This is a genomic window from Chryseobacterium lathyri (genome assembly GCF_030812195.1).
Lineage (GTDB): Bacteria > Bacteroidota > Bacteroidia > Flavobacteriales > Weeksellaceae > Chryseobacterium > Chryseobacterium lathyri_A.
In genome coordinates, this window is the sequence record NZ_JAUSSF010000003.1 from 404511 (window position 1) to 427736 (window position 23226).

A 23226-nucleotide genomic window follows, 5' to 3' on the forward strand; every position below is an offset into this window, starting at 1 on the left:
CGCCTCTTTTTTGCAACTCCTTTTAATAGTCTCCAAGAGTTCATATCTTAGCAAAAAAACAATGTTTATTATTTCGCTTACCTACAAAACTGCTCTGGAAAATGTAGAGCGCTTCATTCCAGAACATAATATATTTCTTGAAAAACATTATCATTCCGGAAATTTTATCGCTTCGGGGAGAAAGGAGCCGAGAACAGGAGGAATCATACTAGCCGATGCTGTTTCTAAAAAAGAAGTTGAAGAGATTATTAAAGAAGATCCTTTTTATATTCATCAGGTAGCAGTTTATGATATCACTGAATTTATTCCATCAAAATATAACGAACACTTTAAATTTTTTATTAAAAACTCATGAGGCTAATTACATATAACGTTAACGGAATCAGAGCTGCCTTTACGAAAGATTTTTTGGGCTGGCTGAAGACTGCGGACCCGGATATTGTCTGTATCCAGGAAAGCAAGGCTGGAAATGATCAAATAGATATTGAAAGTCTTGAAAAAATAGGCTATAATAGTTATTGGCATTCTGCTGTAAGAAAAGGCTATAGCGGCGTTGGAATCGCGTCAAAAATCAAACCTAACCATATTGAATACGGATGTGGTATTGAAAGCTATGATAATGAAGGCAGGATCATCCGTGCTGATTTCGATGGATACTCCGTAATTTCGGTATATGTTCCGTCTGCCAGCAATATTGAAAGATTAGAGTTTAAAATGCAATTCTGCCATGATTTTCTGGCTTATATAAAGGAACTGAGGAAAACAATTCCTAATCTTATTATTTCAGGTGATTTCAATATATGTCATCAGGCTATTGATATTCATGATCCGGTCCGTTTAAAGAATGTTTCCGGTTTCCTGCCAATGGAAAGGGAGTGGATGACCAGTTTCATTGAAGAATGTGAGCTGATTGACAGTTTCCGTTTTTTCAATAATGAACCCGACAATTACACATGGTGGAGCTACAGACAGAATTCCAGGGCTAAGAACAAAGGCTGGAGGTTAGATTATAATTTTGCAACCTATACACTGAAAGATAAGCTCTCAAGAGCGGTAATACTAAAGGAGGCTGTGCATTCTGATCACTGTCCTGCCCTATTGGAAGTAAACGTTTAAAATAATAAAAGCCAGCTGATCAGCTGGCTTTTTAATTTAAATCATAAGGTTAGTCGACAATTTCATATTCAACCGGAATGGTACCACGACTGATATCTCCGATTTCATCGAACGCGGCTTTAGAAATATCTAATGCTCTTGATGCATGGAAAGGTCCTCTATCATTAATTTTCACTATTACCTGTTTTCCATTGTTCAGATTGGTAACTCTAATATTAGTTCCAAACGGAAGCGTTCTGTTCGCAGCGGTAAACTTTGAATTACTAAAGATCTCTCCGCTTGCTGTTTTTCTACCATTAAACTTATCGTGGTAGTACGATGCATAACTTGTTTTCTTCGCATCTAAGGTATTACCTGTAAAAGAATAAACACCTAAGGTTGAAATCATCATTATGATTACGAGAATGAATCTTTTCATCATCTTGAATTTTATTGGTTTTGACGGAGCAAAAGTATAAGGAATGTTGTAAAGTCCCTACTCCATATGTTAAAAACCGTTAACAGAATCTCAATTATATGTTAACAAAGCCTGTAAGTACCTATTAACAGGGGTTTTAAGTAGTACTGTTAAAAAACGTTAAAAAAAACAATCAAAAGTTAACATAATTAACTTATTGTCGAAAAAATTCAAATTACAAATTATTTAAAATACTAATTATCAATAACTTAAATATTTTTGGAAAAATTTAAATAATGACTATAGTTACTTATAAAAAACAAAAATTTTATGATATTAAATGAATAGACCTGTTTAATAGAAGTCAATACGAGCATAGGTGTATATCACTCTGTATTTATTTTAACAATGGTTTTTAACAGTAGAAAGAAAAGTAACTTCAAAATTCTATTAATTAAAAAAGGTGGATTGACTTTCTGCTTTAAACATTCTTATTTCTTATTCATTATATTCAAATGAAGTAAACAAAATTGAGGTCCTTAAATACTAAAGATTCCTCCCATTATAACCACTCTTATAAAAACAAAAAACCAATGATAGCTCATTGGTTTTAAATATATAAATAAGTATTAATCTTATTTTAAGTATTCTATTACATAATCATATGTTCCCGAAGGGTAAACAACTGACATACTTGGCGAACCCGTGATTGCATTTCCTGCAGTGGTTGCAATTGTATAAGAATATAAACTTCTGTCATAAACAGTGTTTGTTCCTGCTTTATAGATAGTAATACCATATAAAGTAGTCATCCCTGTTGGAGAAGGAATATTTACGGCTGTGGAAGTACCACTTGCTGTAAAAGATCCTTTCATAGCAAAAAGCTGCTTATCACCTGTTGTAGTATTGATTAGCGTATTGGTGGTTGTTTCAGTAGTAGCAATCGTTACTTTAGGAGATTCTCCGCCAATAGGCCTCCAAACACCTGCAGTTACATTACTATTTGATGCACCATTTGGATTATAGAAATAATAGTATCCTGGTGCTACTGGTGTCGCAGTAGAAGATCTGTTACCGGTTGTAAGCGTTGTACCCGTTGAACTGTTATATACAAGCATACCGTCGAAGTATGTTGGAAATGTAACACCATCTGCTAATGCAAGATCAAATTCAAAATTAACTAAATTTACACTCGGGATTACAACTCCTTTACCCACATTAGGACCAGCACCAGCTTCTGTACTAAAAGAACTGCTTAAGTCTATTCCTACATTTGAATTATTAATGCTAGACTGAACATTATTATTAACGTTTACCTGAGCATTGATTAAGGAACCAAAAGCTGCAATAGCTAAAAAACTAAATATATTTTTCATCTTGTTCTAAATTTTAAAATTATTTTTGTGGAACAGCCCAAAGAGTTCCTGTCCAAATGAATTCAATTCCTCTACCCTGGTTAGTTGATAAATTCGCCCCAACAGGTGTTGATCCTACATAAGTTAATCCCGTTGCTGTAGTATTATTATTAATAACCTTAACAATACGGCCTATATCAGCAGGTGTATTTGTCAGTGTAGGAAGTGTAATTTGAACACCTACACTAGCTTGTGTAACTATAACATTATCCGTTGCTGCAACAGTATAAGCACCTGTATTAACAAATGTTATATTACCTCTGATTCCTTCATATCTCTGAGGGGTAGCAGCACCGCCGCCACCTACAGCAACCCAAACAGAATTTGGAGCATCATAGTAGTAGAAGCCAGTTCCAGTTACATTTACTGTCTTACCAGCTGCAGTACCATCTAAAGTGGTAACAAAGGTAAGAGCTCCATTTTGAGCAGCTACATAAGCTGCATCTTTAGCTGCTAATTCAGCTCTTGACATACGAGGGACTAGTAAGGCATCAGGTCTGGCATTGTCAGTAGTATTAGCTACTACATCTAATGTTGCGGCTGGTGTGGTTGTGTTAATACCTACACGCCCCGTTGTCTGAGCCTTGGAAACTGCCGAAAGGCCAACGAGCATTGTCGCTGTTAATAAAAATTTTTTCATAAGTTTTTAAAGATTTTAAATTACATTATTTTCCATCAATATTTCCAAATGGAAGATGCATCCCAACTTGCGAACCATTAAGGTTAACTATTTTAGCTTTGTTGGATAGGCAACTCATTGAAGCATTTGATTTTAAAACATTGCTTACTGCGCAAATTTAAGATATAATTTTGAAATTTATTCATTTTATCTAAAAAAAATAAGATACTTTTATCCAATAAAACAATAACATGCTGAAAATCAACATAATCAATATTTTAACAACTATATAAAGTAAGTTAAATTTTGGTAATATTCGGAAAAATATAAATCTATATTTTAATTGTAAAAAGCAGGTTTTCAGACTAATTCCCCATATAAATCAAATTCTTCTGCAGAAGTTATTTTTACTTCAGCAAATTCTCCTATAGAAATATAGGTTTCATCGGCTGAAACGAGAACTGTATTATCTACATCAGGGGAATCAAATTCTGTTCTTCCGATGAAATAATTGCCTTCTTTTCTATCGAATATACATCTGAATGTTTTCCCAACCTTCTCCTGATTTTTCTCCCAAGAAATCTGTGACTGCAGCTCCATGATCTCTTCTACTCTTGCTTCTTTTACTTCCTGTGGAATATTATCCTCTAATACATAAGCTCCTGTATTTTCTTCGTGGGAATAGGTAAAACATCCAAGTCTGTCAAATTTCTGCTCACGCACCCAGTCTTTCAGCTCCTGAAATCTTTCTTCAGTTTCTCCAGGGTAACCTACGATTAAAGTTGTTCTAACTGCCATACCTGGAACTTTCTCTCTGAACTTAGCCAGTAGTGCATTGGTTTTTTCATGGTTAGTTCCGCGTTTCATTGATTTCAACAGATCGGAATTGATATGCTGAAGAGGAATATCAATGTAATTGCAGACTTTAGGCTCTTCACGGATGATATCAAGAACGTCTTCAGGAAAACCACTTGGAAAAGCATAATGAAGACGGATCCATTCGATCCCGTCAACTTTTACCAACTCTTTTAAAAGTTCTCCAAGCGCCCGTTTTTTATAGAGATCAAGGCCATAATAAGTAAGGTCCTGCGCAATAAGGATGATTTCTTTTGTTCCTTTTTTTGCCAGTTTTTGTGCTTCCAAAACAAGTTTTTCGATAGGTGTAGATACGTGTCCACCTCTCATTAAAGGGATGGCACAGAACGAACACGGTCGGTCACAACCTTCTGAAATCTTAAGATATGCGTAATGCTTAGGAGTGGTTGTCAATCTCTCTCCTACCAGCTCATGTTTGTAATCTGCCCCAAGATGCTTTAAAAGGATCGGAAGGTCTCTTGTCCCGAAATACTGATCTACATCCGGAATTTCTTTAATAAGATCCGGCTTGTATCTTTCGGAAAGGCAACCTGTAACAAAAACTTTTTCGACTTCACCTCTGTTTTTAGCTTCTACATAATCAAGGATTGTATTAATAGACTCTTCTTTGGCATTATCAATAAATCCGCATGTATTGATCACTACAATATCTCCGCGGTCTTCATGAACCACTTCTTTTCCATTCGCTTTCAGCTGGCTCATTAATACTTCAGAATCATATACATTCTTGGAGCATCCTAGCGTAACTACATTGATTTTCTTCTTCCCTACAGATTTTGTGCGCATCGTTTTGATTTTGAGTGTGCAAAGATACAAAATAATAAAGAGTTAGCTCAAAAAATAAAAACCACTTTAGGAAAGTGGTTTTCAAAGTTTTATTTAAAAGTTCTTCTCTTTGAAGCTTGGAGCATTCAGATCTTTTTCTGAAAGTATCATATCTTTTTCATCAATTTTCCAGTCTATGGTAAGGTCAGGATCATTAAATTTTACACTTCCTTCAGATTCTTTATTATAAAAATTATCACATTTATAGGCAAATACTGCAGTTTCGCTCAATACAGAAAATCCGTGTCCGAACCCACGAGGAACATACAGCTGTATTTTATTTCCTGCTGTAAGCTCTAATCCGAACCATTTACCAAAAGTAGGAGAATCTTCTCTAAGATCAACCGCAACATCCCATACTTTTCCTTCTAAACATGAAACTAGTTTTGCCTGCGCATGTTCACCTTTCTGTAAGTGAAGCCCCCTGAGTACTCCATATGAAGATTTTGAAATGTTATCCTGTACAAAGTGTCCATTCATTCCGGTTAGTTCTTCGAATTTTCTTTCATTGAATTTTTCAAAGAAATATCCTCTATCATCTTCGAATATAGTCGGTTCTATAATATAACAGTCCTTTAGTGGAGTTTCTTTTATTTTCATGTTTATGCTTCTATAAATTGTACTTTTTTTTCAAATTCCATTTTAATCCTAGATAAATTCCTCCCGCAGGAATAAATATAACCAAAATAATGGCCCAAACGGGAAGCTGTGAATGAATTAAGAATATATTAATTAATAGTTGACAAACAGCATAAACCGAACTTATTACTAAGTGTGAAACTTTTTTCTCGTTGGCAAAAAGCTGGTATAAGTGCCGTCTGTGTGCTTCAAAAATGTTCTCTTTCAATAATATCCTTTCAATGATTGTAAGGACTACCTCCATTCCGTAAATTGAAAGTAGCAGAATATATTTATATTCTCCGGTCCTCATGATAAGAAGGGTAATAAGACCTATTACCCAAAAACCAATTCCCATACTTCCAACATCTCCTGCAAAACATTTCGCCTTTTGCCTAAAATTAAAAAAAAGAAAAACGAGACATGCTAAAATTGAATACAATATAAAATTCTCATCTGTGAACTGAATAATATTCTTATTGATATAGGCTAATGAACCTAAAGTTACAAGACTATAGATCCCTGTCATTCCATTAATTCCATCCATGAAATTATAGGCATTCAAAGTTCCTATTATCATGACAAATAAAATAGGCCAAGTCCAAAAAGGCATCAGACTAAATGCACCTGTAAAATATAAAAGCAGGATTACTGAAATCAAATGAACTGAAAGTCTGATTTTATTTGATAAAGTCTTAACATCATCAATAAAACTGATTGTACATATAGCTAAAAGTCCTAACCCGAAGGACCAATAATTCTGTATGGCTTCATTAAGATTGAAAAGACAGAAAATAACAAATGCTACAGGAAAGATGATTCCTCCACCTCTTAATGTAATTTGTGTATGCGCGCTTCTATGATTGGGCTTATCGATAATATTGTATTTGTGAGCAATTTTGAAATAAGCCAACATCGAGATAAAAAATAAAATTATTACAAGTGCAAATTCCATAATTATAATTGAAGTTTTTCCAATGTGTTGGAAGGATTAAATTCTAATTCTCTTTTTATTTTTTCATTAGAGAAAGTAAGAGAATCTGTAATCTTTCTTAACCTTGAAGAATTAATAGGAGCTTTATTTCCAAACAAATCACCCATTTTGGCTATTAATTTGGCTACAAAATAAGGAATACTTGCTGGGGATTTTTTATTTAGAATATTTGCTATCTTATCGGAAATCTCCTTAAAACTAGGGTTTTCATCATCACAAATATTATAGATCCCTCCATTTTTTCCTACAATATTAGCTGTAATCTCAGCGAGATCTTCCACCCAGAGGATACTTTTTCGGGCTTTCCCTCCAGCAATATTAAAGTATCTTCCATTTTTTACAGCACTAATCATATCTCCTAAATTACCGGGTGGATTAGGACCAGCGATTAATGAAGGTCTTAAAATAAATAATTTCACATTATTTGTTCTGCACCAGTCGATAAGGAACTTTTCAGCCATGATTTTACTTTTCGCATAGGGAGTATAACCTTCCAATGCTGCATTTTCATTTATACTTTCGCCAAAATCCCTTCCATAAACAGCAACTGTACTGATGAATATAAAATATTTGGGAAGCGCGCTCTCTAAAGCCTCACAAAGATTTCTTGTTCCCTCATAATTTACTGTATAAAATAATTGCTCATCTGCTTGATTTTGAGGAATAGAATGTGCCTTACCTGCAGCATGAAAAATGGCATCGAATTTTTCATCAAATGGGACTATTGTATTAGTGATATTATACATGTAATCTGCGTTACTGGTCCCAAAAGTTTTTACATGGAATTCTTTTTCTCTAAGTAAAGGAATTACATTTCTTCCTAAAAAGCCATTAGCACCTGTGAATAGCACTTTCATCTAAATTGTATTATAAAATTTGTTCAATATTGTGTTTTCTGAAAATTTCTCTTCAACTATCTGTCTTGCTTTTTCTTTTTTCAATTTTAAATCTAAGATTGACTTTTCATTAAAAGAATTAAAAAAACTTAAAAGCTCTTGATGTTCAAAATGCTGAAACGAATATCCTATATTTTTTTCATTTACAAGCAGATCAATCTCACTATTTTTTTCACCAATATATAAAATAGGCTTTCCGGCAGCCAAAATATTATATGTTTTAGAAGGAACTCCCAAACCAAACATACCAGGTGCTAAACTTACAAAAGCTACGTCTGTTCTGTTTAATACTGAAAGCTGATCTTCTCTTGAATAAACTTCGCCAAAATAAACATTTTGTAATTTATTTTCCTGTACATACTGAAGCATCTTTTGCTTAACTGCTCCTTCCCCTACAAAATAAAAAGCAAGCTTATCATTATTTACTTTTTTAATTATCTCCAATATTTCCAGCAGGCCTTGAACCCTGCCTATATTTCCGGCATACTGAAAGATAATCTTATTTTTTATAGGTGAATCATTATCGAAAACCTCTTCTTTTGAAAGGGGGTAAATATTTTCAACATCACCCCAGTTTTCTATGATCTCAATTCTTGAATTACTGTTGTATCTTCGAATCTTGTTTTTAATAACTTGCTGCATATCTCTTCCCAACGTGATCAGCTGATCAGCATTTGAATAAGCTTTGTCAAATATCCTTCTCAAAATCTTGTAAGTAAATGATTTTTCAGATTTAATGATTCCAGCAGGAATTGTATTTTCAGGAAAGACATCATGTACTAAAATAATCAATTCAATTTTTTTAAATTTTTTAAGTATTGAAATGAATAGAATCAAAGGAGCCGGATTAGTCACAATAAAAACTTTTTCACCTTTCTTTACTTTTCCCCAAAGAAAGAAGAAGATTGAAAAACTTAAAAAGACAAATCTTAAAGACCTCCTTATTAAACTATTTTTATTACCTCCGAAACCTTTTATCCTATGAACAAAAACTTTAGAATTAAGAGTAAAATTCTCACTTTTTTTTTGTGTATCATATACAGGATCTCCACAAACAACTTTTACATCATATTTTTCTGACAGTTTGTTTGCTATTTTAGTAAGAATAAAAGAGGTGGAGGTTTCCTCAGGATAAAAAAGCTCAGTTGCGATCCAAAGATTTTTCATTATTTTTTGCTCCAAACTACTCTATTAATGTAATCGGTATAACTTAAGATAATTCGTACCATTTTCTCAGAAACATTTGGCATGGAATAATCAGATACGGCTCGGTAATTTCTCTCTTTACCTGTTTTTTGCTGTTGAAGCTGGGTAAGCCCCTGTAAAATTCTTTCTGGGGAAAGTCCCACCATCATTACTGATGCTTCTTCCATCGCTTCCGGTCTTTCGTGAGCATCTCTGATATTAAGTGCTCTGAAATTAAGGATGGATGATTCTTCAGAAATTGTTCCTGAATCAGACAGTACAGCATAGCTTCTCATTTGCAATGCATTATAGTCATGGAAGCCCAATGGTTTTAAAAACTGAATTTCAGGTCTTACTGCTATCTGCTTTTTATCTATCATATTTCTTGTTCTAGGGTGCGTAGAAACAATAATAGGATATTTAAATTTTTCTGCAATAGCATTAAGGCTATCCATTAAACCGTTAAAATTCTTCTCAGAATTAATATTCTCTTCTCTATGAGAGGATACTACAAAATATTGACCTTCTTCCAGGTTTAATCTTTTTAAAACATCAGAATTTTCTATTTCCGGTAAATAATGGTTCAATACTTCGAACATAGGTGATCCTGTTTTAATAATTCTATCGGCAGGAAGGCCTTCTCTTAATAAATATTCACGGGCAATATCTGAATACGTTAGATTGACATCTGCCGTATGGTCTACAATTTTCCGGTTGGTTTCTTCCGGGACTCTTTGATCAAAACATCTGTTTCCTGCTTCCATATGAAAAATAGGAATCTGTCTTTTCTTTGCTGGAATTGCACAAAGGCAAGAATTTGTGTCTCCTAAAACAAGGAAGGCATCAGGTTGAAGTTCTTCAAGAAGAGGATCGATTTTAATTAAGATATTTCCTACTGTTTCTGTAGCCGATTTTCCTGCCGCTTCTAGAAAGTAGTCAGGTTTACGCAAGCCCAGATCTTCAAAAAAGATCTGATTCAGTTCGTAATCGTAGTTTTGCCCTGTATGGACAATGATATGATCTACAGCTTCGGAAACATCCAAAGCTGTTAATACTCTTGATAATCTAATAATCTCCGGTCGTGTGCCTACGACCGTCATTACTTTTAATTTTTTCATCATTACAAAATAAAATTATAGATATAATTACTGCTGAAAAGCACCAAAATTCAATATTGGCAAATATACAGTAAGAAGTTTGAACAAGAACGAGATACTGAACGAAAAATAAAAAGTAGGGTAAATAATAGATATTTTCTTTAATATAACTTAGTTTAAACTTCAAAAGATCTTTAAAATATAAACCAAATAAGATCAATCCAAATATTCCCATACTCATTAATACTTCGATAAAAATATTATGTGGATACATTCCATCTTCGAATAAAATAGTTCCTCCAAAGAATGGGTTATTTTTAAAAACATCCCACCCTTTAGACAGATAATAGGATCTTCCATAACCATTACCTTCAAAAATTGCATCGTAAATTCTTACAATATATTCGGTAGAAAAGGAACTGTATCTCAAATAATAGATTCCAACAATAAAAATAATTATAGAAGTTACCAATACCAGCCAATACTTCAGTTTATTGATATAAAAGAACATTATAATAACAAGGACTGTAGCAGCTAAAATAGGACTTCTGGCAGAGGAAATCAATATGGCAAATAAACCTAATCCTGCTCCTAAAGCTGGTTTTATTATTTTTTTAGGTGATAAGAAATAATAAAATACTGATAATATAATCAATGAAAGTCCATAATGTCCAGTATTGATATAGTAACTAACGAATATACCACTTGCTCTAGCAAAAATATGGCTCACCAAGATAACATACAAAAAACTACACCCTAACATTATTAATAAAAAATTAAAAATGAGGCTGGTCAGTTTTTTGACCATTTCTTTTGAAAAACTGATACTTAGAAGCGCCACAAAAGGAGTCATATTCAGACATATTATCCTTATATAGACCTCATATTCGAGATTTAAAGTTTTTTTAATAAAGAAATTATAGTAATTAAAGCTATAAAATGCTTTAAATAAGTAAAAAAGCCAAAAAAAGCAAATAAAAAAAATAGTTGATCTTCTTTTTTTTATATTTTCAAAATTCTTATATACAATATATATAGCTGTAAAAAATATAATAATACGAAAAGGAACAATAAAATAATGATTAGAGGTATTGAATGGAATTGCAAATGAATAAAAAAATATATATCCAAAAGTAATCAGGAAAACGAAAAAGAACTCTATATTATTCTTTATATAATCCTTTCTTAGTGACTCCATATTTAAACCTCCAAAAAGTAAGTGTCAGCATCTTCAGCATTAAAAGGTTCATTGATCCAAAAAATGGTATATAATTCCTCTTCGCCAATATTTTTAATATTATGAGTATACCAAATTGGCATATCTACATATGCAGGTTCTTTTCCATCCAGATAAAAATCCAACACTTCCTCCGTATCAATTTTTCTGAGCTGTATTAATGCTTTTCCTTTTATGACTGCAAATCTTTCTATTTTTCTGGTATGGAAATGATTTCCACGGGTGATGCCCGGAACTGTTGTGGAAAAAGAGCACTGTCCACCTATTCCAAGCCGGATCACTTCCACAAAAGCACCTCTCGGATCAATATGTTGAGTAAATTTTACAGGATAATGATCCCTAATTTCGAAGTAGCAACGAAATGTATTGAAAAGGTTTAAATCAAATCTTGTTGTCAATTCTGGTATTTCTCCATTATCAAAATATAGTTGTTTATATTTCTTCAATTTTTCCAAAACTTCTGAAACTTTATTTTCTGAAGTGTGTGGAACTTCATATATATTCTGGGTTTCAGCAGTTTCAATTTTATCAATAATTTCCTGAACCAGTTCTCCAACGTAAATAAGCTTTACTTTACCATCATTATCAATAACGGGAGTTTCATCATGAGTCAGCTTATGACAAAACGTTGCAATAAAAGAATTGTAATTTGGCTTTCCAAATGGTCCAAATACATTCGGAATAATCAAACCTGTAAATTTTCCTCCAGATTTCATTGCCCATTCTGCAAAGATTTCTCTACCTTCTTTTTTAGATTTTCCGTATAGATTATCTTTCTCTTCTTGTGATGAAGACGAGAACAAAACATGTGTTTTTGATCTTGTTCTTTCCAGCGAGGCCACTAAAATCTTCACTAAATCTATATTATTATTAAAAATCACTCCAGCATCAGGGTGACGGTTCATAGCCGCCAAATGTACAATGACATCACATTGTTTTACAAATTCATCCAGCTTTTCAGAATCTTCAAAAAAATTTCTTTCAAAATTAATTCTCTCAAACTCATCAGACTTTAAACCTAAAGTATTATATAAATGTGAGCCTACAAACCCATTCTGTCCTGTAATTCCTATTCTTTTCATTTTATAAATTTACAAAGTAATCTAAAGGGAAACGGAAATCATCATCTATTTCTCCTAAATAATAATCTGCCATTACTAATAATCTTGAACCTTTTTCTCCAGCCTGGATAGCAGTTACATATCCTTTTGGCACATGAAGAACGCTTAATTTCTTGGAATCTATTTTGAACTTTAAAACATTTGATTCCTTTAATGGGGCTCGCCAATTATCTATCTTGATCAGCCTGATAACAAAACTTCCCTGAATTGCTGAAAACCAACGTTGCTCAATCTTATGACCAGTCCAGCCTCTGATAAATTCAGTATCAATATTTTCTATACAGTAGATTCTTTTAACTTTAGAAGCATTGAAATTATTATTGAAAAAGAGATTTCCTCTTTCATCAGAATAAGTTCCACCTTCAAAAATTTCCGGAGTTTCCATGTTTATTTTTTAATCAGGATACTGCATTAGATCTTCACCTAAAATCTCTTTTCTTATCAGGGGAAGTTTCCACAAAAGATTTTTCATCCCTTCAACATTCTGCTGTTCTGTATTATGTGAATGATAATCTTCTATTTTTGATACGTCTTCTATGCCTTCTGAAAAATACTGGGCATAGTTTAAATCTCTGTTGTCTGCAGGGATTCTATAGAAATCGCCCATATCTTCTGCTTTGATCATTTCTTCACGAGTACATAATGTTTCATAAAGTTTTTCACCGTGCCTTGTTCCAATAATTTTTATAGGATTATCTGCATTAAACATTTCTTTTAATGCCTGTGCCAGATCACCTACAGTACCTGCAGGTGCCTTATTAACAAATAAATCTCCTGGATTTCCATGTTCAAATGCAAATAATACTAAATCAACAGCTTCCTCTAATGACATTAAGAACCTAGTCATATTGGGATCTGTAATAGTAATCTCATTACCATTTTTAATTTGTTTTATAAATAATGGTATTACAGACCCTCTTGAAGCCATTACATTTCCATATCTGGTAAGACAAACAATGGTATCTTCTAAGTTTCTGGAAGCAGCTACCGCTACTTTTTCCATCATAGCCTTTGAAATCCCCATTGCATTGATAGGATAGGCTGCTTTGTCAGTACTTAGACAGATCACTTTTTTTACTCTATTTTTTGCAGCAGCATCAATGACATTTTGAGTTCCTTCAACGTTAGTCTTTACTGCCTGCATTGGGAAAAACTCGCAAGAAGGAACCTGTTTTAATGCAGCTGCATGAAAAACATAATCTACATTTCTCATGGCAGGTTCAACACTTTTATAATCTCTTACATCACCGATATAAAATTTCAATTTATCATTTTTAAATTGATTTCTCATATCATCCTGCTTTTTTTCATCGCGGGAAAAAATTCTGATTTCTTTGAAGTGTTCTGTATTTATAAACTTTCTTAAGACTGCCGTCCCGAAAGAGCCTGTTCCGCCGGTAATAAGAAGTATTCTATCTTTTATCTGCATATGTGTTTTTATATTATTTTATTATATCGACAATAATCAGTCGTATATTAAAAGTATTTTTTTATTATATCCTCTTTATCAGAAAAATTGGGATAATTAATCAAAACCGCTTTAAGTTTCCCTTTAAAAACAAATAAACTTCCAGCTGCAGCGCCGATTATCCCAAACTTACGAATAAGTTCACCAATATCTTCTAACTTACCAGCCCCCCCTATTGCGGTAAGCGGCAAGGTCGTCTCATTCCTTGAGGCTTCAATAAGCTTTATATCATAACCTTTCATTTCACCGTCTTTGTCAATAGAATTAATTACTATTTCACCAGCACCAAGCTGTTCAAACTTTTTAATTAACTCAAGTGGTGATTTTCCGGTTGCTTTTTTTCCGTTATGGGTATAAACTTCATATCCTCCAAATAATTTCTTTTTAACATCTAAAACAACAACAACACTCTGGCTTCCAACTTTTTCAGAGATTTCCTTAATAATCTCGGGATTATTAATTGCTCCTGCACTAAATGCTATTTTTTCTACACCTAATGAAAAGATTTTCTGTGCCTGTTCTACAGTTGTTACACCTCCTCCATAGCATAAGGGCATTCTGCACTCTTCAGCCCAATGTTCAATCATTTTAAAATCGGGACCTCTGCCCTCTACGGTAGCATCTATATCTAAAATAATCAGTTCGTCAACTTCTTTTTCATTAAAAATTCTAACCGCATTCATAGGATCACCAAGATATCTTGGGTTCTTGAAATGCTCGGTTTTTACCAATCCTTTATCATGAACCAAAAGGCAGGGTATAATTCTTGGTCTTAACATCTTTCAGCAAAATTCTTTAATAGTTGGATTCCAAAATGGTGGCTCTTTTCAGGATGGAATTGTGCTCCAAAAATGTTATCATGATTAACAGCACTGGTAAAGTTTATTCCATAATTTGTTTCTGCAATAGAATCATTCTGATCATTACATTTAAAATAATAGCTATGCAAGAAATAATATCTCGGATCCCTTTCCAAGTCTTTAAGGAGAGGTGTATCTTTAACTATTTGAATATCGTTCCATCCCATGTGTGGTAATGGCAATTTGGCAGAAACCTGTGATGCATCGAATTTATGAACATAAGCATTTATCCACCCCAATCCGGGAAGGCTGCCTTCATCACTTCCTTTTGCCATCATCTGCATTCCAACACAAACACCTACTACCGGAACTTTCTGATTAACCACAAGCTCATTTACTTTATCCTTCATTCCGGATTCTGTAAATCGCTGCATAGCATAATCAAAGTGTCCTACACCCGGAAGGATAAGTTTTGTTGCATGGTCTAGCCCTGCAGCTGTCTTTGCTGTGGTAGCCGGTATATTTAGCTGCTTGTAAATGTTCAGGAAAGCGTTGATATTGCCAACACCATAATCAATAATTGTAACCATATTATTTAAACGCTCTTTTTTCAAGACCTAACAATTGCATCACTTTAGTGCCCAATTGTATTAATTTATAATTATTTTTATAGTCTCTAAAAGTTTTATTCGGTCCATTGAAATACCCCCAAAGTTCATCAACTGTAAAATCAAGCTTTTTAGCTACATATTCAAACTCCTTCATCAATTCATCTTCCGGCAACTCCGATCTTGAAACTCGATCAAGGGCAGCTTCTCTTGTCAGTTGACCTGTAAGAACTAAGCTTGAAAGGTGATTTTTTCTTTTATCAAATCCGAATTTTCTTGGCAGCCAAAATGCTTCATAGAATCTTGTAAATCTCGATTCATGATGTTTGTGCTGGTATCTCTGCCATCCGAATTTTGCTTCCAAGAGATCTTCAGCTTCTTTTTTGATAAATCTTGTATGGTCAAGAGGCTTTACAACCCTTACACCATTCACCAACCTGTATTGAATTTTATATTTAAAAATATCACATCTAGGGAAAGTTTTTAATTTTCTTTCACCAAACTTTTTATGAATATCATTTACATATTTCATATCTGTCTGATAATAAGCCCCCCAATGAAGAGGCTCTCTCACACATTCTGTAGAGAAATTTCCTCCGGTTAATATATATTTAATTCCGTTTTTAGCACAGTAATTATAAAGTGATGAGAAGAATACCAAATCCTGAGGTGTATCAATATCCGGCACCTGAGATTTTATAAAAGCTCTTTGAAGGTCTTTCATTTCTTCCCAATTGATAACATCCGTATATAAATCTAATCCTAAACCATCAACAAGATTTTTGATATTATTGGTAGAAACATCTGAATTCCAACCTGCATCTACGTGGTAAAGCATTGGTCTTAAGCCCCATTTTTCTACAGCTAAATATACTAAGTATGAGCTATCCAAACCACCAGAAATACCTATGATACAATCATAATCTTTCCCTTTTCCTTCTTCTTTGATTTTATCAATAACTTTTTGTATTTCCTTTTCGCCCTGCTCATCTGGATGCCAGTTTGGCAAAATATTGTTATAATAATTTCCACAATAGTCACATACGCCTTTTTCATCGAATATAATTGTTTCATCCGTAGAGTCCATAATGCAGTTAACGCATACCTGAACAGGTTTTTCCGAATTTTTCATCATTTTATTTTTAATTTGCAAAGATATAATAATATAAGCTATATAAAATTGAATTTTTTATTTTTTGTCAGTTGCCTGATATACAAAAAACTTGCTAAGCAAAAATTCTATTTCCATTTTTTCAATCTTAAATATTACTTTATAATTTTGTTTTTCCGAACTAAATTACTTCCTGTATTTTCTTCTTTAAAAGACACCAACTCTTCCTGTTTTTTTAGGTTTCCGATAATTTCATTATTTTCAAATACATTACTTTTAACTTTATTCCCAACATATCTTTTAGCCTTGTCAGCTCCAGTACCTGAGAAATACAAAACATTTCCTTTAGTATAAAACTTGTTATTTTTTATTATAAAATTTCGTCCGGTATCTAAATTCAAATATTTATCTGTTTGCATCTGATCTTTGATATATTGAAGGGATGTATTTTCAAAGTAACCTTTAATAACAACCTCGCCTATATTTTGAAAAATGTTTCCAGATATCTCTACATCATTCATATTGATAAAGTAGGATCCAGACTTTCGAATATCTTTAATTTGATTATTAACAAATTTTGAATTAAAGCTATAGTCACTTACAATTCCATACATATATGAATTTCCAATAATATTATCCGAAACAATTGTTTCTGGAGAAAGACTTACAGATATTGCCCCAGGCCCCAAGGTTTCTTTTTCATCAGAGCTTCTTAGAACGTTATTAATTTTATTACTAATAATTCTTGAGTTTGGAGATTTCATTAAATAAATCCCCATTCCTTTGTATGTCTTTGCTCCTTCCCAATTCCCAATATCTTCCACAGAATTATTAGTAATTACTGTACCAGACAAAGATTTATCAGTATATATGGATTCATATGCAATAATTCCATAATGTCTGAACCCTTTTATTTTATTATTATTAATGATATTATCCCTTCCGTGGCCAATAATTCCAATCCCAATTTTTGGGATATTATTTCCATCGAGCTGATTGTTTTCTATTAAATTTTTAGAATGAAAATACCCATCTCCGGAATATCCCATCAATATAACGGCATCATCACCTTCATTCTTTGATGTTTCCATTTTTGGATTTGTAAAAATGTTATTTCTTATAATATTTTCCTGGCAACCTATGCTGTTATTGGGTATCATCATAATATTAACCCCTGAAATATTATCAAAGTGATTATTTTTGATAATACATTTGGAGGCGCCTTGCATCAGAATGCCAAAACCTTCATAAAAAGAACGTGTACTCTTACCAGTTCCTGAAAAGAATCCATTTTCTATAATACATGAATTTTTATTTATCAATATCCCTGAGCCTTCATTGGCAAATAGGAGCTTTGATTTCTTATCAAAGGAAAGCATTGTATTATCATTTCCAAATACAATGACCGAATTAACCTGGAAATTCCCTTTTAAATATATTTTTAGGTAATCCGTTTTCATTTTAGTATTAAGGGCACTTTGCAGATTTTTAGTGTCAGTTTCCGCATTATTGGTTCCTTGTAGTACTATTTTCAAAGTATCTATCAAAAAAGCATCTCCTAAGCCCTTTATCGGTGTTTTTCCGAAAGAAGAATTCATAAAAAAGAGTAGGACTAAAATTAGGTATTTATTCATTGATCTTTTTTATAAATAGTTCCACATTATTAAAATACCGTGCATATTCTTTGATCTTATCATCATTCCAATTATACCAATCTGTTCGCAATAACTGGTTAATTGTTTCATCATCAAATCTTTTTCTGATCCGTTTTGCCGGGTTTCCAGCCCAAATTTCATATGGTCCTACATCTTTCACCACTATACTTCCCATTCCTATAACAGCTCCGTTACCAATCTTAACCCCTGCTTTTATCTGAACATTATTGGCGATCCATACATCATGGCCAATATTTGTTTCTAGAAACAGATCAAATTTATGGTGGGAAAATTTTTGTTTTAGGTGATCCTTATTCTCGTTAAAGACAGGAGAAGTTGATACCCAATCGATGCTATGTGATAGTCCGCCAATAATAATATTAGCCCCAAGAGAACAAAACGAACCTATACTGGTATTGATTATTGTACAATCATACCCTATATCTGAGTGTTTTCCCATGACCACATTTACCAATTGTGAACCGGAACAAACTTTGGATGTAGAGTGAATTTTACTGTCAACAACTGCCTTAAATCTGATTTTCTTCAGAATTTTATTCCAGATGTATTCTATTTTCTGTAACATATTTTTTAGCTAATTGCTCTTTTTGCTATATTGTTGTATGAAAACTTTTCTAATCCTTTATTTCTGGCATTTTCCAGCATTTTCTTATATTCAGACTTGTCATTTATAAGAACTTCTTTTAATTCTTTATAAATTTCATCAGCCGAATCTTTATACAAAAATCTGCAGTTTCCTCCTACATCAACGTGAGTCATTCCATCCCAATGTTTAAAAAAGCTAGGGGTTCCAGATCCCACCGCCTGTTCCCACAATACGGAATGTGTCCCAGGAAACATAATCAAATCTGCTAAGATGAAATAATCTAAAATATCTTCTGCGGAAAGCCAATTTACAAAAATAATTCCTCCATTGGATTCTTTTAACAGTTTTTCGAATAGATCATTAATTTCAGGATTGACCGTTCCAAAAACAATCAGTTTGATATTCGGAATTTCTTTATTCACTTGATTAAAGGCTTCCATAACCAAATGAATATTTTTCAAATAATCAATCTTTCCTCCAGTAACAATTACAAAATCATTCCCTAAATTATATTTTGAACGAAGCCTTTCTCCAGTGTTTTCTTTCATTTTCTGTTCGAACACTACATCGTCAATACCCATTTCTAAAAGCTCTGTCTTTTCCAAGCTAATTCTATAGGCATCTCTTAAAAAGTCACAACGTAATGGAGTAACTCCATAAAATTTGGTAACATAGGGAGAGAGAACTTTACCATAGTATCTCCAAATGATATGATGAAATATATTTTTAGAAAGCCAGGTTTTTGCGCTGTTGATATAATCCGTATGACAGTCAACATATACTTTGACGTTCTTATTATTCTTTAAATACTTCAGGACAACAGTAATATCCAGGAATGAATAGTCATGAATAAATAGTAAATCAGGTTTTTCCTCGTACAAATATTTATTCAAATCTTTATAAATACGTAGAAAGCGACTAAATTTATAGAAAGGTTTTTTATAATCTATCCTAATTACTTTATAATTATCCTTACATATTTTGGTAGATTCTTCAGTAAGAAAATCCTGCTGCCCCTTTGAATTGAACGTAACCATAGAAGCAAGCACAGTGACATCGTGCCCTTGCAGTGTATGGTATTTTGGAAGCATATTTTCCTGATAGGAATAATCATCGATATAAAAACTGGACAAACAAAGGTGGACTATTTTCATCTTATTGCTTACTTGATTTAAAAAATATAAAATATAAATTTAGAAAAATAAAGCCTCCACTCAACAAAGATGTAAATAACCCTACGTTCAATATAATGAAACAGAAGGGAATAAACAAAAGTCCCAACAATAATCCGTTGGTGGAAGAAATTTGAGACTTTGTAAATGCAAAATATAGACCTAACAATACACAAATAAAAATAATGCCTGGCAACCCAAAACTTGCAATACCATCTGTAGCAATAAAATTTGCATTTGCATTGGTAACCCCATCACCCACAAAATATTCTGAAACTTCAACTCCCAGACTGTTTTTATACTTGTATCCTCCCGTAACTGCATTGACTAAGTTGATGTGAGAAAGATAGGTTTTCTCATGGATTTTAAAAAACTCACTATACTGGTATGTTAATAAGCCGGCAATGCCAAAAGTTCTCATTAATATTACTGCGGAAAATAAAAAAAAACTTTTTGAGATTGCCATAAAAAATAGACAAAGTCCACTAAATACAAGCCCCAGTGCATTAACGATTGAAGTGTTAGGATACTTATTATATAAATAATAAATAAGATAAATCACTAAAGGAATAAAAAGTGTGATTTTACTTGCACTTATTCCATATATAAATACTACTGCAAAAAAACCATATATTATCTGTGCTTTGTTTTTCTTTAGTAACCCGATAATAAAGATAAGCGGCCCGATAAAATAGCTGATCCAAAGGACAAGATACCCACTCAACATTGATGACTCTTTGGCCATATCTCTCTGATCATACACTTTTTCAAAGCTTACAATAGAGTATACATCTCTAAACTCAAATAAAATATACAAAATGATAAACAATGAAAAAAAGTACAGGACTCTAAGCTTTGGAGCAGGAAATTTGGTGGATGATGTTATCTTGGGAAAATTAATTCTTGCAAGCAAAAAGATAAGCATAAACCCAATAAGTACCGGAAGTTGATTAATCAGCCTTTCATACCAGTCACCATAATGAAACATAAAGGTGATCATTATAGGAATATACAAAAGGTAATAAAATATAGTAAAAGAAACTTCTATAAACAGATATTTCCTTTTTCTTATTAAAGCAATAGGCAGAACAATCATCACATAGGTAATGATTAAACTGAATATATCCACATCCTTTTTCATATATCCCAGATAGTCAAAGTATTTATACAGATAATCCGTGTGGATATATTGATATATAAGACTAAAAAAGAGAATCGAAAAAAATTCTTTATACTGTTTGAACATTTTTTACTTTTACAATTTTTATAAAACAATAACATGAAATGGCGGAAAACACCATCATAACTACTGATAATACAATCAGAAAAGTTTCAAATTGCCATTTAAGCAGATATGCCCCCAAATATATTATTAATGTAAGAAACAATTGTATAATATTAAGTTTCAATAACAGCTTTTTCCTATCAAAGACCAATGGAATATTACTAAGAGGAATAAAGAAAAATTGGGATACTGCATAAAAAATAATCAGAACTGATATATGCTCTATGCCATTCCATCTGGAAATATTAACAAAATTTTTAAGTTGGAATACAAAAAACTCTAAAACAGGAAAACATATCAGACAACTTAACAAAAGCCATAAAAGGATTCTATTCACTTCTTTTTTGATATTTGTATATTCTCCACTAAAATATAATTTGGATAAACTGTTTCTTAATAAAGCTCCTGTAACCGTTCCAATAATAATGGATGGCAACAGCAATATTCTCAATGCAAAGGAAAACAGTCCAACGTTCGCACTGTTATAAAGGTATGAAAGCAGTATAGGGTGAAAATAAAGAATTAGAATGGTAGCAATAGAGCTAGGAAATATATATTTCACGAAGGATCTGTTTTCATGAAAAATTTTTTTTAAAGACGGTAAAGAAAAAACAAGATATTCTTTCCCTTTTTTCAGCATCCAAAAAATATAAAAAAAAGTAACAAGCCATGAAGAGATTGTATATGCAAATATTAGCGCGTTGCTTCCCTTTAACAACAATAGGAAAATCAAATTCAGCAAGGCTGTCAAAACAGGCAATATACCATTAAGCATATGATTTTCTTCAAACAAAATATATTGCTGGATACTTCCATTCATAGCAATAGTGATAGACATTGCGATCAATATAAATAGGTCGATATTTGGCTCAAATACAAAATACAATACAGACATTATTATATTTGTAAGAAAACTTATAAATACAGTTAAACTGAGTTTTTCAATGGCTGATTTCGAATTTTTTGAAATGGCAACAGAAAGTTCAAACTTTAGGGTAGACAAAGATCCAATAATAGATGTTACGGATAAAACAAGACTAAAATATCCAAAGTCTTCAGGAGAAAAATGATATAAAATGTAAAGTGTGGTTAGCAATGTAATAACCTGAGACAATGCCGTTCCCACATAATAAACAAAATTCTCCTTATTGATCATTACTAAATTTTTTATTAAAAAACGCTTCGTTCTTTAAAATTTCTATTTTATCCCATTCCCACCATTTTGAAGACTCAAGCTCTTCTATAGACTGTCTGCTAAATCTTTCTCTTATTTTTTTTGCGGGATTGCCTGCAACAATCGTGTAAGGTTCAACATCCTTTGTAATCACAGACCCAGCACCGATTATTGCTCCCCTTCCAATTTTAACACCTGATAAAACCACAGAATTAGAGCCAATCCATACATCATCTTCGATAACAATACTTCCTTTTGAAATCAAATCACTTGCGTGCGAACGGAAAAAATGCGCCTGCATATTATAAGTGGTTGCCAAGTCATAATTATGGTAAAACTCCTGTATGACTACATTAGAAGCAATGGAACAGAAAGAGCCGATAACCACCTGATTCACTTCTGCACAAATCCTTGTAGACGGACCGCTTATACTTGTGTATTTTCCGACAACAACATTTCCAAAAATTTCAGGTTTATTAAAGAAAGTAACTCCATTATTTAATGTTATTCCTGACCCAAGTAAGGCATCTCTTAAATTTATATCTTTCAGTTTACTTTTCATGAGATAAAAAAAAACGTTATGTGACATACTCACATTAAAGTTGCATTTTATCTTTTTAAAAATATTAATAAAAAAGGCAAAAAAAAGGTTTGCAATAAATCTTTTCATATTAATTATTTCTTCAGTGAGTTTATCCTTTTCAATAGTATCTATTATCTTAAGTTCTTCAAGAATATCAATATCTTGGTAATAGCGCTTCTATTTTTTTAACATGTACTACAATTATCTATTACATATTGATGATTCCTGTTAACCCACTTATAAGCACCATTCTATTCAAGGAATTGATATGCAGTAGTCCCAGCATTGCATAACCTCTTATATTACAAATCTAACACAACAAAAAGGAGCATTAATATTTTGGTGTATAATCAAACCTCTTAAAATT

At 32.5% G+C, this 23226-nt stretch carries 25 protein-coding genes; 3 read left to right on the plus strand and 22 right to left on the minus strand.

The window, feature by feature from the left end:
• The first annotated feature begins 61 nt into the window (after positions 1-61).
• Positions 62-355: a YciI family protein gene (locus J2T03_RS17010; RefSeq protein ID WP_307212888.1), complete on the plus strand. Its 294-nt coding sequence runs from the start codon at positions 62-64 to the stop codon at positions 353-355.
• On the plus strand, positions 352-1116 hold the full coding sequence (locus J2T03_RS17015) for an exodeoxyribonuclease III (RefSeq protein WP_306843393.1): 765 nt from the start codon (positions 352-354) through the stop codon (positions 1114-1116). Before J2T03_RS17010 ends, J2T03_RS17015 begins: the two co-directional genes overlap by 4 nt.
• 49 nt (positions 1117-1165) lie before the next feature.
• On the opposite strand, the gene J2T03_RS17020 is transcribed toward J2T03_RS17015, so the two are convergent.
• The 20 genes from J2T03_RS17020 to J2T03_RS17115 form a co-directional block, all read right to left on the minus strand.
• Complete coding sequence (locus J2T03_RS17020; protein WP_306843391.1) at positions 1166-1537, minus strand: septal ring lytic transglycosylase RlpA family protein; 372 nt, start codon at positions 1535-1537, stop codon at positions 1166-1168.
• Positions 1538-2148: 611 nt separating this feature from the next.
• Positions 2149-2889, minus strand: coding sequence for a hypothetical protein (locus J2T03_RS17025; protein ID WP_306843388.1), 741 nt, complete (start codon positions 2887-2889; stop codon positions 2149-2151).
• 19 nt (positions 2890-2908) lie between these two features.
• The gene (locus tag J2T03_RS17030) at positions 2909-3541 is read right to left on the minus strand and encodes a hypothetical protein (protein ID WP_306843387.1); all 633 of its coding nucleotides are present in this window, start codon (positions 3539-3541) and stop codon (positions 2909-2911) included.
• 366 nt (positions 3542-3907) lie between these two features.
• The gene (rimO, locus tag J2T03_RS17035; RefSeq protein ID WP_307212891.1) at positions 3908-5209 is read right to left on the minus strand and encodes a 30S ribosomal protein S12 methylthiotransferase RimO; all 1302 of its coding nucleotides are present in this window, start codon (positions 5207-5209) and stop codon (positions 3908-3910) included.
• A gap of 93 nt (positions 5210-5302) precedes the next feature.
• Positions 5303-5848, minus strand: coding sequence for a dTDP-4-dehydrorhamnose 3,5-epimerase (gene rfbC, locus J2T03_RS17040; protein WP_307212894.1), 546 nt, complete (start codon positions 5846-5848; stop codon positions 5303-5305).
• Between the two features lie 10 nt (positions 5849-5858).
• A complete protein-coding gene (locus J2T03_RS17045) occupies positions 5859-6821 on the minus strand; it encodes an MraY family glycosyltransferase (protein ID WP_307212898.1) in 963 nt (320 codons plus the stop codon).
• Positions 6822-6823: 2 nt separating this feature from the next.
• Positions 6824-7717, minus strand: a complete 894-nt coding sequence (locus J2T03_RS17050; protein ID WP_307212900.1) for an NAD-dependent epimerase/dehydratase family protein — start codon at positions 7715-7717, stop codon at positions 6824-6826.
• Positions 7718-8923 carry a glycosyltransferase family 4 protein gene (locus J2T03_RS17055; RefSeq protein WP_307212903.1) on the minus strand — a complete coding sequence of 402 codons (1206 nt, stop codon included), beginning with the start codon at positions 8921-8923 and terminating at the stop codon, positions 7718-7720.
• On the minus strand, positions 8923-10059 hold the full coding sequence (gene wecB, locus J2T03_RS17060; RefSeq protein WP_307221116.1) for a non-hydrolyzing UDP-N-acetylglucosamine 2-epimerase: 1137 nt from the start codon (positions 10057-10059) through the stop codon (positions 8923-8925). Before wecB ends, J2T03_RS17055 begins: the two co-directional genes overlap by 1 nt.
• The gene (locus tag J2T03_RS17065; protein ID WP_307212906.1) at positions 10007-10891 is read right to left on the minus strand and encodes an O-antigen ligase family protein; all 885 of its coding nucleotides are present in this window, start codon (positions 10889-10891) and stop codon (positions 10007-10009) included. Before J2T03_RS17065 ends, wecB begins: the two co-directional genes overlap by 53 nt.
• A gap of 347 nt (positions 10892-11238) precedes the next feature.
• Entirely contained in the window at positions 11239-12357 is a 1119-nt protein-coding gene (locus J2T03_RS17070; RefSeq protein WP_307220441.1) for a polysaccharide biosynthesis C-terminal domain-containing protein, read from the minus strand.
• Between the two features lies 1 nt (position 12358).
• Entirely contained in the window at positions 12359-12781 is a 423-nt protein-coding gene (locus J2T03_RS17075; RefSeq protein WP_307220444.1) for a WxcM-like domain-containing protein, read from the minus strand.
• Positions 12782-12790: 9 nt separating this feature from the next.
• Positions 12791-13825, minus strand: a complete 1035-nt coding sequence (locus J2T03_RS17080) for a polysaccharide biosynthesis protein (protein ID WP_307220446.1) — start codon at positions 13823-13825, stop codon at positions 12791-12793.
• A 47-nt stretch (positions 13826-13872) separates the two neighbouring features.
• Positions 13873-14643: an AglZ/HisF2 family acetamidino modification protein gene (locus J2T03_RS17085; RefSeq protein WP_307220449.1), complete on the minus strand. Its 771-nt coding sequence runs from the start codon at positions 14641-14643 to the stop codon at positions 13873-13875.
• Positions 14637-15254, minus strand: a complete 618-nt coding sequence (gene hisH, locus J2T03_RS17090) for an imidazole glycerol phosphate synthase subunit HisH (protein WP_307220452.1) — start codon at positions 15252-15254, stop codon at positions 14637-14639. Before hisH ends, J2T03_RS17085 begins: the two co-directional genes overlap by 7 nt.
• 1 nt (position 15255) lies before the next feature.
• The gene (locus J2T03_RS17095) at positions 15256-16407 is read right to left on the minus strand and encodes an N-acetyl sugar amidotransferase (protein ID WP_307220454.1); all 1152 of its coding nucleotides are present in this window, start codon (positions 16405-16407) and stop codon (positions 15256-15258) included.
• A 131-nt stretch (positions 16408-16538) separates the two neighbouring features.
• Positions 16539-18017, minus strand: a complete 1479-nt coding sequence (locus J2T03_RS17100) for a right-handed parallel beta-helix repeat-containing protein (RefSeq protein WP_307220456.1) — start codon at positions 18015-18017, stop codon at positions 16539-16541.
• Positions 18010-18624 carry a CatB-related O-acetyltransferase gene (locus J2T03_RS17105; protein ID WP_307220459.1) on the minus strand — a complete coding sequence of 205 codons (615 nt, stop codon included), beginning with the start codon at positions 18622-18624 and terminating at the stop codon, positions 18010-18012. The genes J2T03_RS17100 and J2T03_RS17105 overlap by 8 nt, the downstream gene beginning before the upstream one ends.
• Before the next feature lie 5 nt (positions 18625-18629).
• Positions 18630-19799: a glycosyltransferase family 4 protein gene (locus tag J2T03_RS17110; protein WP_307220462.1), complete on the minus strand. Its 1170-nt coding sequence runs from the start codon at positions 19797-19799 to the stop codon at positions 18630-18632.
• Between the two features lies 1 nt (position 19800).
• Positions 19801-20562, minus strand: coding sequence for a hypothetical protein (locus J2T03_RS17115; RefSeq protein ID WP_307220466.1), 762 nt, complete (start codon positions 20560-20562; stop codon positions 19801-19803).
• Between the two features lie 73 nt (positions 20563-20635).
• Here J2T03_RS17115 and J2T03_RS17120 point away from each other — a divergent pair, with 73 nt between their 5' ends.
• Positions 20636-20767 carry a hypothetical protein gene (locus tag J2T03_RS17120; protein ID WP_307220469.1) on the plus strand — a complete coding sequence of 44 codons (132 nt, stop codon included), beginning with the start codon at positions 20636-20638 and terminating at the stop codon, positions 20765-20767.
• Positions 20768-21046: 279 nt separating this feature from the next.
• Here the strand turns inward: J2T03_RS17120 and J2T03_RS17125 are convergent, their stop codons facing one another.
• Both J2T03_RS17125 and J2T03_RS17130 read right to left on the minus strand, forming a co-directional pair.
• Entirely contained in the window at positions 21047-22258 is a 1212-nt protein-coding gene (locus J2T03_RS17125) for an oligosaccharide flippase family protein (RefSeq protein ID WP_307220470.1), read from the minus strand.
• Positions 22248-22946 carry a CatB-related O-acetyltransferase gene (locus tag J2T03_RS17130; RefSeq protein WP_307220472.1) on the minus strand — a complete coding sequence of 233 codons (699 nt, stop codon included), beginning with the start codon at positions 22944-22946 and terminating at the stop codon, positions 22248-22250. Before J2T03_RS17130 ends, J2T03_RS17125 begins: the two co-directional genes overlap by 11 nt.
• Positions 22947-23226: the final 280 nt, after the last annotated feature.